The following is a 16,066-nucleotide window of genomic DNA, read 5'->3' as shown; positions in this document are numbered from 1 at the left end:
TAGAAAGTAGGAAAACATATGCCAAGCAAAAATCTTAAAAAATTCATCATTACTGCGCTCACTGCTCTTGCACTTTTTTCGGGATCTGGCTTAGCGCAGGCCAATGACGTTCAGAAACCAGCACCCAGAGTCTGGGTGGCTACTGTCGTGCATCAAAGAGTATACACACCACAAGGTATACTTGTTCGGACCTTTTACCGTGAATTGAGGGTTATACGGGGTTACAAACTTCGTGAGATTTATTTTTCTTATGATAAAAAGAGCAAACTCTATTATCGAACCTATATTTACGACACTTACTAAGTGAAGTACACAATGACGAAAGGGAAACATATACTGTTTTCCCTTCGCTCTTTTCATGAGGAAAAAAATATGTTTATACTAAAAAAATTTTTAAGTAACAATAAAAACAAAGTACTTCTCTCCTTATTGTTGATCGGCTTAATTCTCCAGTTCATTGCCTTTGAAACCGTGGGAACCAATCTTCCTACTAACATAAATCAAAAAGTTATCACGCAAGAAAACATCCATTTTAATGAAAAAAATATTAAAGAGACCGAAATTCTTATTGAATCTGAAAATCCTCCAGAAAATGTCCAAGAAATTTTAGTCGAATTGCAAGAAGATTTAAAATTAAATAAAGAAAAGCTCCATGCATTGGAAAAAAACAATTACAAGGAGTTCTGGCGTTTAGAGAACCTTCACAACGAAAAGACGCTAAAAAAATTGGAGGAAGCTGAAAAGAAAGGCGAAGAGTCTTCTCTTGTTGGAGGACATGAGCATATCAAATCAATGTCAAAGTGGTATCACCAAGTTCTAAACAGTGGGCAAGACTTTACCCAAGCTCCAGGACTCAATCCCTCAGGCCTAGGCGCTGCCCAATATATTTTGATTGGCTTAGGAGGACTTTATGGTTTAATCCTGCTGACTTTCATCTGTGGGGACACCTTAGCGATGGAAATGCCTAATGGTTTGCGTTATTACCACCTGATGAAAAAGGATAAAAAAGTGCTACATTTCCAGCATCTGTTTATCCCTGCTGGTTTTGTGCTCCTGCTTATTCTTTTTGCCTTGCTGGTTTTTGCGCTCTTCGCTGGACTCCAGTTTGGCATGGGCTCTTGGAACTTTCCTGACTTTGTCGTTGGGGCAACTTATGATTTATTTCAGGGCGAGGAGTTGCTCTGGCGCCTGCTCTATCTACTTCTGGCCATCCTCTTTATTACAAGTTTAGGACAGCTCCTCTCACAGTTTATCAGAAAAGCTTACATTCCTTCAGCGATTATCGCTTTACTGCTAGTCACTTATTCTGTTATCCATACGCATGAAGTGATGAAGACAATCATCAAATGGATTCCTTTGACCTACTTAGATATCAACACCGTCCTTCAGTTTTCAAATGGTGAAAATTCGTGGCCAACTTCTGGAGACTTTCTCTTTGGTAGGAATTCACTTGGGATTGGTGCTCTTGTTCTTCTCTCTTGTACCATTATTTTCTACAGCACAAGCCACTTCCTTTTTACAAAGTATATTTATAGAAAGGCATAATATATTATGAAACTTGCAATAAACAACTTGACAACTCACACACTCAGTAACGTTTGCTTAACCCTTGATAGACCTGGTCTTTATGGCATCATCGGTCGAAATGGAACAGGAAAGTCTACCCTTTTTACTGCAATCAATGATGAGATGAACTTTGAGGGAGAGATTCTTATCTCTGATGGTTGGCATCAAGGAAGAGTTTCCTATGTGGCGACACTTGATATTTTTGATAGCAATCTCAAAGCAGCGGACTATATTAAAGTTTTGAGAGGAAAGGAGTGGGAACATGCCCAAAAATATATGCCCTTGTTTTCCGCTTCACGTTTCTTTGAAAAGCCGATAAAAAAATATTCTCTAGGTATGAAAGAAATACTGGCCTTTATTTATACGGTCAGTCTTGAAGCAGATGTTATCATCGTCGATGAACTGATGAATGGACTTGACAATGCAATGCGTGCCAAAGCATTTCAAATCTTAAAAGAGCTTTCTGAAACAAAAATTATCTTGCTTACTTCACACATCTTAGAAGAAGTTGAAAGATATTGCGATAAGGTTTATTTTCTTTCAAAATATGGCTTTGATGATGTCCTAGACTTTAAGGAAGCACAAAAATTAATCCGTGAAACACAAGTGTTTATGTAAAGAAAAGACATGAATCTGCCCATTAAGAAAGGCCTTCCCTCATTGTCTTTTCTTTTATATTTACAAAAAAAGCCTCTCCGAAGAGAGACTCGTTTACCATTATTTAGCTACTGCTGGGTAAACTGAAACGTGTTTTTTACCACGTTTCATTTCAAATTTAACGTGTCCTTCGATTTTAGCGAAGAGAGTATCATCGCCACCACGACCAACGTTAGCACCTGGATGGATATGTGTACCACGTTGGCGGAAAAGGATTGAACCGCCGCTTACAAGTTCACCGTCAGATGCTTTAGCACCAAGACGTTTAGCTTGTGAGTCACGACCATTGGAAGTAGAACCCCCACCTTTTTTGTGGGCGAAGAGTTGCAGATTAAGTTCAAGCATTATATTGCCCTCCATTTTCAATTTTAAGTGTAATATATTGGCTATAATTTTTAGATACTTCTCGCATAGCATTTTCAAATGCTTGGAGCAGTGTCTGAGCCAACTCGCCTTGTCTTTCAGGAGTACTCAAAGGTATTTCAACATAAAGATAACCATCTTCCATATTGGCAATGGGTTTAATCTTTGCCATTTCATAGAGATTGTTTGCTGTTGTAATTGACAAGACACTGACAGCTGCACAGACCACATCATGGCCATATTCACCTGATTCAGCGTGCCCCGAGATTTCATAGGAAACTATTTTATCCCGCTTTGTCCTGATAACTGCTTCAATCATGCCTTAAGCGTTGATTGATTTGATGACAACCTTAGTATAAGGTTGACGGTGACCTTGTTTACGGTGTGAGTGCTTTTTAGGTTTGTATTGGAAAGTAACAACTTTCTTTTGTTTACCATGTTTTTCAACTTCACCGACAACTGTCGCACCTGAAACGAGTGGAGCACCAACTTTAGTAGTAGCACCGCCGACAAGAACAACTTCATCAAAAGTTACAGTCTGACCTGCTTCAACGTTAAGTTTTTCAACGTAGATGACTTGTCCTTCTTCAACTTTAACTTGTTTACCACCAGTTTTGATGATTGCGTAGTTTGACATTGTGATTCCTCCTTGTTAGATTTTCTGCCGTTAAACGGCTGTAAGACTCGCCTTGGACCGTGAGCTTATGCTACTTGAACGATACCTCGTGCGGTTGTACTTTATGGGAGACCACAAAGACAACTACATAAGTATAACAGAAATACCTCTTAATTTCAAGAGGTACGACAAAGGTAATTTTATCTCTGTATTTTGCCAAATTCAAAGAGAGGACAAAATCTGTTACATGTTTCAAAACTACTTTCAGTTGATAAAAAAATAGTCCATAATTTAAAGCTATAAACACGTTTTATTTAGGCACAATAGTAGTCAGACCTTTGCGATAAACTTTAATATCCAGTGGAAGCGGAGAACTCTTATCTCCGTCAATTCTTGAATAAGGAACATCTTTCGTTTTATTTGACTGTATACCTATTTCTAAATGATCGGTATCAAAATAAGTAATGTCCATAAAATCCTCCACTTTGCCCTTACGTAGCTTATTTAAGTGGAATAAAATTTTGAAAAGATGAATTTCCTTCAAGGAATAAACTCGGATAAGGCCATCGTCCACCTTAGCATCCAGCGAAAGTGCTTGCCTTCCACCGATGGTATCCGTCATCGTGATGAGCAATAATTTTGTTTTTAAAGCTTTTGTTTTACCATTATATTTGAGTTCGATATGATAACTTTTATTATGACGAATAACTTTGTAGGCATCCTTCAGATAGGCAAAAGGTCCAAACTTTTTCTTTTCAGTGCTGCTCACATTCTGAGCTATGTCTGCCAAAATACCCAAGGTTAAGCTTGAAATCATGTACTCATCATTCACCTTGGCTATATCAAATTTTTGCCTCCTACCATGTTTTAGATTTCCAAGTGCAGCTTCTATGTTTTGAGGGATACGAAGGGATTTGGAAAGATTGTTCACTGTCCCGTTTGGTATAATTCCTAAAATTGAATCTCCGCCAGCTTCAAACACTCCACCACAAATTTTGTTAATCGTGCCATCACCTCCCAGAGCTATTATCAAATCTGTCTTTTCTTGCCCTGCTTTTTTGGCTAAACGAACAGCCTCTTCTGGACTTTCTGGATTCACAAACTCCAACTGAAAATCTTGATTTTCCTTTTTAGCAAAAAACTGCCTGATTGTATTTAAAACTTCTTCTTCATCATTATTTCCAGAAGCTTGATTGTAAAACACTTTTACTTTTTTCATATTCTCCTCTATTCACTTTATATAAAAATAACTTTTTCTCTTTTGTAAGGGCACAAATAAAACATTTTATTTCATTCCTGTTAAACGTCTTTCTCTTTCGCAATATCAACAAGATAGATTACCCGAGTATTGAACAGTATTCTTACAAGATTATTTATTAAAAGCATGATCCAAGCAAATGATAAACTAAAGGAAAGAATTTCAAAGGCTGTGAGATTAAGATAATGTAAGGGATGCCATAAGAAATAGCCAAGGGCAATCAAGGAAGCGAGACCATAAGAAATACGGTACATATTTTTATCCAAATCCGGCAAAAACCAACGTATACCGAGGATAGATAAGCTCATAAAGAAGACAATTAATTGTGCAGCGACATCGTGCATAATATGCGCCAATCCTGTACCGTTGTTCGGAATTAAGCCAACCAACGCAATAGATATCGCACACAAAGTCAGTAAAATTTGGAGAACCATAAAGCGTATCCGCTTTCCTAACTTCTCACGAATTAATACAAAAATATAATCAAACAAGGCAATCATCAAAGCAGCCGATACCACCAAAGTCATATTAAATTGCAAGCTCGTGTTTGACTCACTGGTCCCTAATAAGCTAAAGTTTTTTCGCCACCAATACTGGTTGTTATTAGCTGCCATACTTGCTACCAGCCCACCAACAGATACCATGATAAGCATATTAATCATCATTTGTATAGAAAACGTGTCCACAACAAAGATAAGCAGGTAATTCAAAATCGCTGAAAAAATAGCAAAGATCAAGACTGATGTCAACACATCAAAACTTAAGCCATAGAACAGCTGATTTAAAAACCAAAATAGAGCAATTAATGCTAATGTTACAATAATAAAGACTGAAAGAATAACGGAAAGAAAAGTTCGCCAGTACACTCGTGGACGCATTATATGATAAAGCTCTTTACGCTTCTTAATAAATGCAGTAATAAAAGATGTCAAGGCAACAGCATTAGCAATAACTAAAACTCCCGTAGAAATCGATTCAGTACCTGAAAGATAAATCTGATCTAGGCCCATCACTTGACTAACAATAAAAAAGAGAAGCGTACTGATTGCCGTTGGTATCAGAAAGACTCGGGCTGCATCTTCTTTTTTATTTGGTGTCTTTGCACGTATGGTAAAGCTGTTTTTATTGTTTTTAACAACTTCAATTTCTTTTTCTCTTGCTAAATCTAACTGCTCATAAAGTTCCTTAGGGAGAAGTATTTTTTTCATATCAACTCCTTTTCCAATCAATTCTCATGCGGTACTCCCCGATGGGAATATCATTCTGACTTAGGCGATATTTCAACTTCACATGGTTTAATCCCTCATCCATATGAAAGCCATCTGTCACAATTTCTAAGCGCCCTAACCCCTCATAGATTGTGTGTGTGGACATTTCTTTATGAAAACGCATGACTACCGGCTTTTCAGCATAGCGTGTCATACTTAACTCTTTTTCATCAAATTTTATTAGCACTTTTTCTTCTTCAGCATTTTTATAATACAATGCAATTTTACTTCCTAATTTTTTAACTTCTCCATCAAAAGTTTCACGAATAAATTCTTCTTGTCCATCAATAATAATGCGATTCCGAATAATAATTTCCATAAATGTTATTTTACTATAACTTGCATTATTAGTAAAATAGCAATTTGCAGTAAATTCCGTTATAATTAAATTATAGTAATGCAAGAGTTTTCACCCAGATATTGACTGCTTTTGGTAACTCTTGTTTGAAAAAATTGCTTTAAAATCAATGGCTTCCACAAAAAACTTTACTTACAAATGCAAAGGAGGTTTTTATGGCTCATCTCGAAAAAGTCTTTCGTGATCCTGTCCATGACTATATTCACGTAGAAAACCAAATTATATATGACTTAATCAACACTGCGGAATTCCAACGTCTGCGCCGTATCAAACAACTTGGAACATCTTCATATACTTTTCACGGTGCTGAACACAGTCGTTTTTCTCACTGCATGGGTGTTTATCACATTGCAAAAACTATAACAGACTGGTTCACAAAGAGCTACCCAGAAACGTGGAATCCTGAGGAAAATCTCGTTACCCAATGTGCTGCTTTATTACATGATGTAGGGCACGGCGCTTATTCGCATACTTTTGAAAGTCTTTTTGCTACAGATCATGAAGCGATGACCCGGGAAATTATTACCGCACCCTCTACTGAAATTAACGCTGTATTACGCAAGGTAGGGCCCGACTTTCCTGAACAAGTTGCTTCTGTTATTTCACATGACTATCCAAACCCTCAGGTTGTCCAACTTATCTCTAGTCAAATTGATGCTGACCGAATGGATTATCTTTTAAGGGATGCTTATTATACTGGCGCAGTTTATGGACAGTTTGATCTGACAAGAATCTTGCGTGTTATTGCTCCTCATGAGGATGGAATAGTTTTTAGAGTTTCTGGTATGCATGCCGTTGAAGACTATATCGTCAGTCGTTACCAAATGTATATGCAAGTTTATTTTCACCCTGCCAGTCGTTCAATGGAGGTTATCTTGCAGAACTTGCTTCAAAGAGCAAAGGTTTTATACCAGTTAGATCAAGAATATTTTGCTCAAACAAGTCCAGGACTGGTACCTTTCTTTGAAAATAGACAGAGCTTACATCACTATCTTTCTCTAGATGATGGGGTAATGAATACTTATTTCCAATCTTGGATGTCTAACGCAGACGATACCTTGTCTCAGCTTGCCAGCATGTACATCAATCGCCATTTGCTCAAATCAATGGAATTTACCCAAGATCAAGAACAACAACTTGATCTCTTTAGCTCAGAGGCTCCTCTTTTGGATCAGCTGCGAGAACTTGTTGAAAAAGAAGGATTTGATCCGCATTATTTTACAGGTACACATAACAACTTTGACTTGCCTTATGACTTCTATCGTCCAAATTCTAACAAACCACGCACTCAAATTGAAATATTACAGAAAGATGGCAGCTTGACTGAACTTTCCGAAGTATCACCTATCGTTGCTAGTCTTGCTGGTACAATTCACGGAAACAGTCGCTTTTATTTTCCGAAAGTCATGCTGAAAAATCCTGAATTTAACCAATTGATCCGTACAAATCTTTAAATCAAATTAGAAAAGAGAAAAAACAAATGATTAAACTTATTGCTATTGACATCGACGGTACTTTGTTGGACCCTGACCGTAAAATTACACCTGAAGTTAAGCAAGCGATTGCTGATGCAAAGGCCGCTGGAGTAAAAGTTGTTATCACCACAGGCCGTCCACTCATGGGTGTTCAGAATATTCTTGAAGAACTTGAATTGACAGACTACAGTGACTATGTCATTACCTATAATGGTGCCCTAGTCCAGCGTGCAACGGGGGAAGAATTTATCATGGAAACTTTGGAAGCTGAGGACGTCTTGGATATCGATGCCGCGGCACGCAAGATTGGTGTCCATATGCATGCTATTACGAAAAAAGGGATTTATACAAGTAATCGTGATATCGGAAAATACACTGTGCACGAAGCATCATTAGTCAACATGCCTCTTTACTTCCGTCAACCTGAAGAGATTGCTGCGCTTGAAATTGCTAAGGTGATGATGATTGATGAACCTGATATTTTAGATAATGCCATTGCTTACTTGCCTTTTGAGTTTTTTGAACGTTATAACATGGTGAAGTCAACACCTTTCTATTTAGAATTTATGAATAAAAAGGCGAGCAAGGGGAATGCCGTCTTGCATTTAGCCAAGAAGCTTTTCCTAGATGTTGATGAGCTCATGGCTATTGGAGATCAAGAAAACGACCGTTCTATGCTTGAAGCTGTGGGAAATCCTGTTGTTATGGAGAATGGTAAGGAGGAACTGAAAAAAATCGCCAAATATGTCACTAAGTCTAACGCCGAGTCTGGTGTGGCCCATGCGATTAATGAATGGGTTTTGAAAGACTACAAGTGAGCTCCTTGAAGAAGCTTTATGTGGACCAATACCTCTGGTAATATTGGGAGCACTGTTCAGAGTGGTCCTTGGTGAAAAGAATAGTCCCAATATTTTGCAGTAAGAAAAAACGCCTAAGCCATTAAAATGTGGTTAAGCGTTTTTGTTTTGCTGTTTTACCTAAAATCAGTTTCTTGCTGCCTATATAACTCTTTGCTTTTAGCCCCTTCTTTTAGTAAAAAAAGTTGGGTCGGCTGCACGTTCTCTTATCAGCACCTTTATCTTTTCATCTGGCAGGTGGAGTTCTTCCGCACAGCTTTGTGAACAACAGCCCTCAAAGCGCTCTGCACAGTTTGAACACTGAATAAACAAGCGATGACAAGCTTTATTTTTACAGTTTGTATGTCTGTCGCAAGCTTCACCACATTGAGGACATGTCGAAAGAATATCATCCGTGATACGTTCTCCCATACGTTCATCAAAGACAAAATTTTTGCCAATAAATTCAATCGGGAGATTCTGCTCTTTTGCTTTGCGTGTATATTCAATAATGCCGCCCTCAATGTGGTAAACATTTTCAAAGCCCTTGTGCTTCATAAAAGCACTGGCTTTTTCACATCGAATACCACCCGTACAGTACATTACAATATTTTTATCTTTGTCCTCTTTCAACATGTCGACAGCCATGGGCAATTGTTCCCGAAACGTTGCAGATGGAACCTCCAATGCATCCTTAAAATGCCCCACTTCATACTCATAATGATTGCGCATGTCCACAAATATTGTGTCTTCTTTTCCAAGCATTTCGTTAACTTCTTCTGCCTTAAGATAATGCCCTACATCTGAAGGATCAAATGTCGGATCGTCAATACCGTCTGCAACGATTTTGTCGCGAACCTTCATTCGCAGTACCCAGAAGGATTGTCTATCGTCAGCAATTGCATAATTAAGACGAATCCCATCCAATTCAGGCGCAGCTTGATAAAGTATGGTCTTGAAAGCCTCTAAATTTGCAGTTGGTAGGCTGATTTGAGCATTGATTCCTTCAGCAGCGATATAAATACGCCCGAAAACTTTCAATTCCTCAAATTTTTTATACAAATCATCACGAAATTGTTGAGGGGCACTGATATTAAAATATTTATAAAAAGAAAGCGTGGTGCGAGGCTCTGTTTCAGCTGCCAAACGCTCTTTTAATTCTTTATTTGAAATTTTATTGTGTAAGATAGTCATGTTCCTATAGTAGCATAGCTCCATTTTCTTTTTAAGCAATGCGCTTGTTTTTTAATGAACAAAGTTTGTTTTAAGTCAAATACCGCTCAACGGACTTTTTCTTGCTGCCCCTATCAGAACAAAATTGGCTAGAAACCATAATAAAAAAACTCCTCTTACGAAAGAGTAGTTCCATTTTCTTCTTTATCAGCAAGCTCCTCTAGCTTTCGCATGCGACTCATCAGCTGTCTTTCTCCCAGCAAAATAATGAGTAAAAGCAAGCCCCATCCTGCCAATATACCAGCTGTTCGCATCAATCCATCCCCATGATAAGTTAAAAAGGCACGCCCAGGACGATTATTATCCACATAAACTTTTATTTTATCATCTATCGTTCCAAGTTTCCTAAAATAAGTGTCCAAAGGGCGTACTTGATATTCTATACCCTCAAAGGTATAATTGACCTCTTTAAAACCCTCATCACCTCGGACAATAATGCCACTTACTTCTGTTTTTATAACATTTTTGTTGGCCATATGAACCCCAGTAAAAACGAGAGCGCCTGAGAGCAATGCTAAACCAACAACGAATAAGAGAATTCTTGAAATCCCTTGAAATATTTTTACTGTATTCTTCATATACAACCTATGTAATTTCTAATAATAATTTTAGTCTCTTCCATTATATCAAAATTATCATTAGGACTCTAGGCTGACCTTTATTTTATTATGACAACCTTATGAACGTAATTTTATATAAAAATGAGATATTTTAACGGAATAGAGTAGGTTCTGCACAGCATTTGGGACGAAATCACTGGAAAATCAGCTCTTTTTCATTGCTTTTTTGTCATTTTTCTGCCCTCAAAATTCAAAGTGGGCTAAATGTTCAGCAGGATAGTCTTTCATTAACTAATGAAAACGTTAGCATTGGTGCAGCGGTTAAATTTTCAGTTGGGACGATTAGAACTTGTCTTGCGCTTCTGTTATAATTTAACTATGAAAAAATTAGCACTGCTTTCAGATTTGCATTTAGATGTTAATGAATTTACAGATACTGAAATCAAGGTTTTAGTTGATACTTTACAGAGTCAGGATGTAACAGATTTGCACTTTGCAGGCGATATGTCCAATGACTATAAAAAAATCACCAAGCCCTTTTTCGATAAATTATCTACTGTTTTCGACATTAGTCACAATCTTGGGAATCACGACATGGTACATTTATCTGAAGAAGAAATCAACGCACAAGACTTTTCTCTCAAATATTTTGGTGATAGTCTCCTCATAGCTTTTCATGGCTGGTATGACTACTCTCTTGCTGACAATTATTCTTACGATAATATTCTTGCCTTTAAAAATAATTTTTATTTTGACCGCAAAATCCAGCGCAAATATAACGATCCACTAACGACTAAAAAAAGTCTTCACACCTTGGAAAAGATTTTACAAAGCTTAAACTTTGACGGCCGTATCATCATAGCCATGCATTTTGTCCCACATAAAGCTTTTTCTATTAATACAGCTTATAAAAAGTTTGAACGCTTCAATGCTTATCTTGGCTCTCAAGCTTTCCACCAACTTTTTACCCAGTATCCTCAAATTACAGATGTCGTCTTTGGTCATGCGCATCATCGGATTTCTACTCAAACTATAGACGGGATTACCTATCACTCACGCCCTTTAGGTTATACTTACGAATGGCAAATGGTCAGCGATTTCCTCCAAGATTATCCCGAATATCAGATAGAAGAACACTATCATTTGCGTAAAAGATATCAGGCAATCAGGTCGCTTGATAGCTGGCAAAATTATCGTGAACAGAATCTGTCAAAGGAGTTTCTTAGTAGCTTAAGTTTTTTTGAACTGCCAAGCTGAGTTCAGAAACTTTTTGAATATTATGCTATAATGATAAGCGAGAACTTTGAATTTTGGAAAGTTGGTGAAGCCTTGAATCTTCCGAAAGAAGGCGACCTTGTCACGATTCAAAGCTATAAACATGATGGCAGTTTACATCGTACCTGGCGAGATACGATGATACTGAAAACAAATGAAAATTCAATTATTGGTGTAAATGACCACACACTTGTAACCGAGTCAGACGACCGTCGTTGGGTCACACGTGAACCTGCAATCGTTTATTTCCACAAAAAGTTTTGGTTTAACATCATTGCTATGATTCGTGAGGAAGGCGTCAGCTATTACTGCAACCTTGCGAGCCCTTTTGTCTTGGACAATGAGGCCCTGAAATACATCGACTATGATCTCGATGTAAAAGTATTTAAAGATGGCGAGAAAAAACTCCTAGACGTTGAGGAATATGAACGTCACAGGAAACAAATGAACTACTCTCCTGAGATTGACTACATTTTGAAAGAAAATGTAAAAATTCTTGTTGATTGGATAAATAATGAACGTGGACCTTTCTCCAAGGAGTATGTTGACATTTGGTACAATCGCTATCATCAATTAAAAAAATAGTCCAGATGGACTATTTTTTAATTAATCGCCAATCAAGTCACGTTGCCGATAAATAAACATGCCAATCAGAGCAAATATTACTGCTAAAGCAAGTATAAATACAAAATTGCCCCAGTTCATTGTTTCGACCGGAAGTCTTGAAATATGGTGGAAAATATTAAAATTATTTAACCAAGCGGGGAGATTCAATATGTTGCCAATATAACTCATGAAGAACGCAAAGCCGAGATAAACCCAGATCAGCGCGCTAAAACGTGGAAGCACGGCCATTAGAAAGCCTAAAATCCCAAGGACAAAGAAAATCCCAACAGTCCAAGACATCCCCGCTGCAGCTACTTTAGCAAAACTGAACGCATTGTCATTATTGGCTTGGGAGAGATAGATGCCAAGCACAACAGCAAACTGAGCAAGAGCGCCTAATATCCAAGAGATAATCATATAAGTTACATAAACTTTATAACGGCTAATCGGCATGGCATAAAGTAGTTCTTGTCGATTTTTTCGTTCCTCTGTTACCATCCGCATCAGTGAAGTAACCGCAAAGCAAGCAACCATTACCGCACAAATCATAAATATTGTTGACATAAAGCTTTCAATCATGGCTTTACTTGCCGCCCTGCTGGTTTCGTTTGCCAGATGAGGGTCAATGTTAAAGAGTTTGGATATGGTTGGACTGGATTCAACAAAACCGCTGATTTGGTCAATCATTGACCCATAGGTGATTCCCAGCACAAAAAGCCCAAAAATCCAACCGATACTGGCTGTACGTTGTTGTCGAAGTGTAAGTCCTGTAAAACTGAGTAAGCTTTTAGAAGCATGCGCTTTACCGTTCACCTCCGGAATATAGCCCGCATTGACATCTCGTCTAATTTCAAGAAAATAAGCAAGAGCGAGAAGAACAAGGCTCAATCCTAGAGCGAGGAAGAGAGGAAGCCAATGATTTTTGACATAGGGACTGGTCAGATATGACCAACTTAAGGGGTTCCAATAGCCCCAATTTACATTTTGTGTGTCTGTTCCCATACGAACAAGATAGAGCAAACCAAGCAAGCCAAAAGTAGCACCTTTAGCACTGCCTGAGTCGGAAAAGATTTGCGCAAAGGCAAGAGCGAACAAGCCCCAAAGTAAACTTTGGACGCCTATAGCAGAGGCAAACAAGAGATTTTCGCTAAAAGAAGTCATACCCGGAATATTTTGCAACTGGATTGAAGTCGCCAGAACCCCCGTAATCAAGACTTGTAAAACAAAGAGTTCAATAACAAGAGCTGTCGTATTGGCTAATTTTCCGACTTGAAAAGAGCGAAAAACTTCAGCGATTCCATCTTCTTCTTCTTTTCGTGTACGATTGATAACATAGATAATCGCAACAACAGCGAATGTTATTGCCGTAATTAAAGGCATGGTCGTGCCATAAGCTGCAGCCGCGGTAAAATCTTTACCTTGAGCGACCGTCATAGGACCGAACAATGCCGTCATAGCTGGTCCCTGAAAAACATTAAACATGGTTTCTCGTTGACTGTCAGTCTGCATGATAAGCTCGAATTTACCCACTCCCGACGCTGCAAAGGCCAGCACACCAACTATCCAAAAGACAAGTTTTAGCCAATCTCTCTTGAGTAAAGCCCCCAGCATACTAAAGGTTTTATTTAAAGGTTTGTCCATAGCGTTCACCTCCTACTCATAATGATGCATGAAAAGCTCTTCTAAAGTTGGTGGTGTAGACTCTAACTTCTTCACCCCATACTTAAGTAAGGTTTTTAAGATAACATCCGTTTTATCCGAGTCTACCTGAAAAACAGCCTTATTGCCATTGCGGTGCAAATCATGGACACCCTCTAATCCATGCAACGCTTCTGGCGCTTGATTAGTTTCGACTTTAAAAGTATCACGTGTCAAATGACGTAAATCATCAAGTGACCCTGTTTCAACGATTTCTCCTTTTCGAATAACAGCAACACGATCTGCTAGACGTTCGACTTCAGATAAGATATGGCTGGACAAAATAATGGCTTTCCCCGCTTTTTTGAGACGCTGGACTTCAGCTTGGAAAACCGATTCCATCAAGGGATCCAAACCACTGGTTGGCTCGTCAAATATATAAAGTTCAGCATCCGTGGCTAAGGCCGCAATTAAGGCTATCTTCTGACGGTTTCCTTTGGAATAGCTACGCGCCTTTTTCTTTGGATCAAGTTCGAACTTCTTGATAAGCTCATCACGTTTTTTTAAATCTGCATGACCATGTAACTTCAAGAAAAGGTCAATAATCTCGCCCCCAGAAAGATTGGGCCAAAGATAGACATCGCCAGGCACATAAGCAATTTTCTTATGAATCTCAATGGCATCCGTCCACACATCTTTACCAAATATTGTGGCTGAACCTCCACTCTTTTTAATAATCCCCAGCAAAACACGAATCGTTGTTGATTTTCCTGAACCATTGGGACCAATATAGCCCAAAACTTCTCCGGCATTCACATCTAATGTAACATTCTTCAAAGCTTGAAATTTACCAAAATTTTTCTGCAAGTTTTTTATTTCAACAATCTTTTGCATTGCTTTTCCTCCTCACTCCATGACCTTTTTGAACTTGATATACCTTTATAGTTCACATTGTACTCTTTTGGTTGAATAAGTTCAAATTAAAAGATATAATTTTATAAAGAATTCTTTTTTTGCGGAGAGGAAGAAAATGAATCAAACAAAGAAAAAGAAAAAAGCTATTCTGGACGTGACTACAAAGCTATTGAGAGAGCGCTTAATTTCCGATATTTCTATGGATGAAATTGCTCGACTGGCTCATGTTTCTAAGGTAACCATTTTCAAATATTATGAAAATAAAAACAAGCTGATGAACCTGGTTATCCGAAAAGAACTTGACTTTATGGTTGAGAATATTCAAAAAATAATTGCTACCGATGCAGATTTTCGTGAAACGTTTCGCCAAATCTATCACTTCAAAATGAAGCAAATTCAGTTGATGACCGATATTTTTCTGCAAAATATGATAAAACAATATGCAGCAAATCCAAGTTTTTTTGATGAAGATACACGTGAAATTCAACACCTTGTTTACCAAGAACTTTTCAGAAAAGGGCGTGCAGAAGGACAAATTTCGAAAGACTATACGGATGAAGACCTTTTTCTATACGTCGATATTATCAGCGAAGGAATGAAATCTATCCCATTAGAAACAATGATAAAACACTCTGAGCACCTAACCGAAATGTTTCTCAATTCTCTAAAAAAAGGGGAATAAACTCCACTTTATCGGAGTTATGGAATCCAATAAAAAATCACTCAATGAGGCATGTAGAAGTGCCGTCTTGGGTGATTTTTGGTTCTGGTCGCTATTTTACTTTATTGATGGACGATGAGGGCAGGACGAGCGCCACCGGCAGCGGCGGCATTTCTTGGCCCCATAGAAATTACACCATTTAGCGGATTATTAGGTTGGCCTCCAAGCACACGCAGTCCATGGTCTAAACTTGTGCTAGGCGTTCGAAGCCACCAGAAACCATGATTTGGACCACCTTCTATGCGGCCTACGTGATTAGGAAAAGCACGACCTGTACCCGATAGACGTGTCACATCTGCTAAAGATAGTGCAAAGGCACGTGGACTACCACTTGAATCAACTTGACTTATATCAACCTCAACTTCGGGAAAATCGTACAAGTTATTAGGTATCCAGCGTTCTCCTGGTCCGTCAAAGGTAAGAGAATCCCAATCAACTTCTCCTGTCACAAAATGATCTGCTACAGGTTGAACCATTGCTTGAACTGTTGGATCAAGGGAAGTGTACCAATTATTAATTCGTTCTACTTGATTATTGAAACTCGCACCAAACACGCTATTCCGAATAATCAAATGATTCCCACCACCCTGATTCTCCAAATAACGATACTGCTCCCCAGCCATAGTAAAGATCGTCCCCGGTGCCATGATGCTAAAGTTGATTTGGTCGGGTTGGACATTATCATCTTGTCCCGGGTTCCCCCAGTTGTTATCGATAGAAC

The 16,066-nt window shown here is 38.3% G+C and carries 18 protein-coding genes, 1 pseudogene and 1 other annotated feature; of the genes and pseudogenes, 8 read left to right on the top strand and 11 right to left on the bottom strand.

All coding sequences use genetic code 11. The annotated features are described in order from the left end of the window. Positions 1-18: 18 nt before the first annotated feature. The 3 genes from B4H39_RS00805 (at position 19) to B4H39_RS00795 (ending at position 2,184) form a co-directional block, all read left to right on the top strand. Positions 19-303 (top strand): hypothetical protein, encoded by a 285-nt coding sequence (locus tag B4H39_RS00805; protein ID WP_202231027.1) that lies wholly within the window; start codon positions 19-21, stop codon positions 301-303. A 69-nt stretch (positions 304-372) separates the two neighbouring features. Further along, a complete protein-coding gene (locus B4H39_RS00800) occupies positions 373-1,545 on the top strand; it encodes a hypothetical protein (protein WP_202231026.1) in 1,173 nt (390 codons plus the stop codon). Between the two features lie 6 nt (positions 1,546-1,551). Beyond that, positions 1,552-2,184 carry an ATP-binding cassette domain-containing protein gene (locus tag B4H39_RS00795; protein ID WP_251423062.1) on the top strand — a complete coding sequence of 211 codons (633 nt, stop codon included), beginning with the start codon at positions 1,552-1,554 and terminating at the stop codon, positions 2,182-2,184. A gap of 99 nt (positions 2,185-2,283) precedes the next feature. Here B4H39_RS00795 and rpmA read toward each other — a convergent pair whose 3' ends face one another. The 6 genes from rpmA to B4H39_RS00765 all read right to left on the bottom strand — a co-directional run bounded on the left by rpmA (position 2,284) and on the right by B4H39_RS00765 (position 6,047). Then, entirely contained in the window at positions 2,284-2,568 is a 285-nt protein-coding gene (rpmA, locus tag B4H39_RS00790) for a 50S ribosomal protein L27 (RefSeq protein ID WP_004257956.1), read from the bottom strand. Further along, positions 2,561-2,905 (bottom strand): ribosomal-processing cysteine protease Prp, encoded by a 345-nt coding sequence (locus B4H39_RS00785; RefSeq protein WP_202231024.1) that lies wholly within the window; start codon positions 2,903-2,905, stop codon positions 2,561-2,563. Before B4H39_RS00785 ends, rpmA begins: the two co-directional genes overlap by 8 nt. A gap of 3 nt (positions 2,906-2,908) precedes the next feature. Next, positions 2,909-3,223 carry a 50S ribosomal protein L21 gene (rplU, locus tag B4H39_RS00780; protein WP_003136338.1) on the bottom strand — a complete coding sequence of 105 codons (315 nt, stop codon included), beginning with the start codon at positions 3,221-3,223 and terminating at the stop codon, positions 2,909-2,911. 33 nt (positions 3,224-3,256) lie between these two features. Further along, positions 3,257-3,329: a sequence feature (ribosomal protein L21 leader region), on the bottom strand. A gap of 183 nt (positions 3,330-3,512) precedes the next feature. After that, on the bottom strand, positions 3,513-4,421 hold the full coding sequence (locus B4H39_RS00775; protein ID WP_251423059.1) for a diacylglycerol/lipid kinase family protein: 909 nt from the start codon (positions 4,419-4,421) through the stop codon (positions 3,513-3,515). 80 nt (positions 4,422-4,501) lie between these two features. Next, a complete protein-coding gene (locus B4H39_RS00770) occupies positions 4,502-5,668 on the bottom strand; it encodes a DUF998 domain-containing protein (protein WP_251423055.1) in 1,167 nt (388 codons plus the stop codon). 1 nt (position 5,669) lies between these two features. Continuing rightward, positions 5,670-6,047, bottom strand: a complete 378-nt coding sequence (locus B4H39_RS00765) for a DUF1934 domain-containing protein (protein WP_251423052.1) — start codon at positions 6,045-6,047, stop codon at positions 5,670-5,672. A 194-nt stretch (positions 6,048-6,241) separates the two neighbouring features. On the opposite strand from B4H39_RS00765, the gene B4H39_RS00760 reads away from it, so the two are divergent. Together B4H39_RS00760 and yidA are read left to right on the top strand one after the other, a co-directional pair. Next, on the top strand, positions 6,242-7,540 hold the full coding sequence (locus B4H39_RS00760; protein WP_251423049.1) for an HD domain-containing protein: 1,299 nt from the start codon (positions 6,242-6,244) through the stop codon (positions 7,538-7,540). A gap of 26 nt (positions 7,541-7,566) precedes the next feature. After that, positions 7,567-8,379, top strand: coding sequence for a sugar-phosphatase (gene yidA / locus B4H39_RS00755; protein ID WP_251423046.1), 813 nt, complete (start codon positions 7,567-7,569; stop codon positions 8,377-8,379). A 198-nt stretch (positions 8,380-8,577) separates the two neighbouring features. On the opposite strand, the gene B4H39_RS00750 is transcribed toward yidA, so the two are convergent. Together B4H39_RS00750 and B4H39_RS00745 are read right to left on the bottom strand one after the other, a co-directional pair. Then, the gene (locus B4H39_RS00750) at positions 8,578-9,591 is read right to left on the bottom strand and encodes a rhodanese-related sulfurtransferase (protein ID WP_202231018.1); all 1,014 of its coding nucleotides are present in this window, start codon (positions 9,589-9,591) and stop codon (positions 8,578-8,580) included. A 155-nt stretch (positions 9,592-9,746) separates the two neighbouring features. After that, on the bottom strand, positions 9,747-10,208 hold the full coding sequence (locus tag B4H39_RS00745; protein ID WP_251423043.1) for a hypothetical protein: 462 nt from the start codon (positions 10,206-10,208) through the stop codon (positions 9,747-9,749). A gap of 360 nt (positions 10,209-10,568) precedes the next feature. Here B4H39_RS00745 and B4H39_RS00740 point away from each other — a divergent pair, with 360 nt between their 5' ends. Beyond that, the gene (locus tag B4H39_RS00740; protein WP_251423040.1) at positions 10,569-11,447 is read left to right on the top strand and encodes a phosphoesterase; all 879 of its coding nucleotides are present in this window, start codon (positions 10,569-10,571) and stop codon (positions 11,445-11,447) included. Positions 11,448-11,519: 72 nt separating this feature from the next. Continuing rightward, positions 11,520-12,050: a nucleoside tri-diphosphate phosphatase gene (gene ntdP / locus B4H39_RS00735; protein WP_251423089.1), complete on the top strand. Its 531-nt coding sequence runs from the start codon at positions 11,520-11,522 to the stop codon at positions 12,048-12,050. A gap of 21 nt (positions 12,051-12,071) precedes the next feature. On the opposite strand, the gene B4H39_RS00730 is transcribed toward ntdP, so the two are convergent. Then, a complete protein-coding gene (locus B4H39_RS00730; protein WP_251423038.1) occupies positions 12,072-13,712 on the bottom strand; it encodes an ABC transporter permease in 1,641 nt (546 codons plus the stop codon). Positions 13,713-13,724: 12 nt separating this feature from the next. Continuing rightward, positions 13,725-14,603: an ABC transporter ATP-binding protein gene (locus B4H39_RS00725; protein ID WP_251423035.1), complete on the bottom strand. Its 879-nt coding sequence runs from the start codon at positions 14,601-14,603 to the stop codon at positions 13,725-13,727. Positions 14,604-14,739: 136 nt separating this feature from the next. On the opposite strand from B4H39_RS00725, the gene B4H39_RS00720 reads away from it, so the two are divergent. Beyond that, positions 14,740-15,306: a TetR/AcrR family transcriptional regulator gene (locus tag B4H39_RS00720; protein ID WP_251423032.1), complete on the top strand. Its 567-nt coding sequence runs from the start codon at positions 14,740-14,742 to the stop codon at positions 15,304-15,306. A 101-nt stretch (positions 15,307-15,407) separates the two neighbouring features. Here B4H39_RS00720 and B4H39_RS00715 read toward each other — a convergent pair. Next, positions 15,408-16,066 (bottom strand): annotated as a pseudogene (locus B4H39_RS00715) (hypothetical protein); the annotation flags it as partial.

This window comes from Lactococcus sp. UBA7128 (assembly GCF_002492185.1).
GTDB classification, from domain to species: Bacteria; Bacillota; Bacilli; order Lactobacillales; family Streptococcaceae; genus Lactococcus; species Lactococcus muris.
The sequence above is the reverse complement of the archived record's forward strand: the minus strand, read 5'-3'. Positions and strand labels throughout refer to the sequence as shown.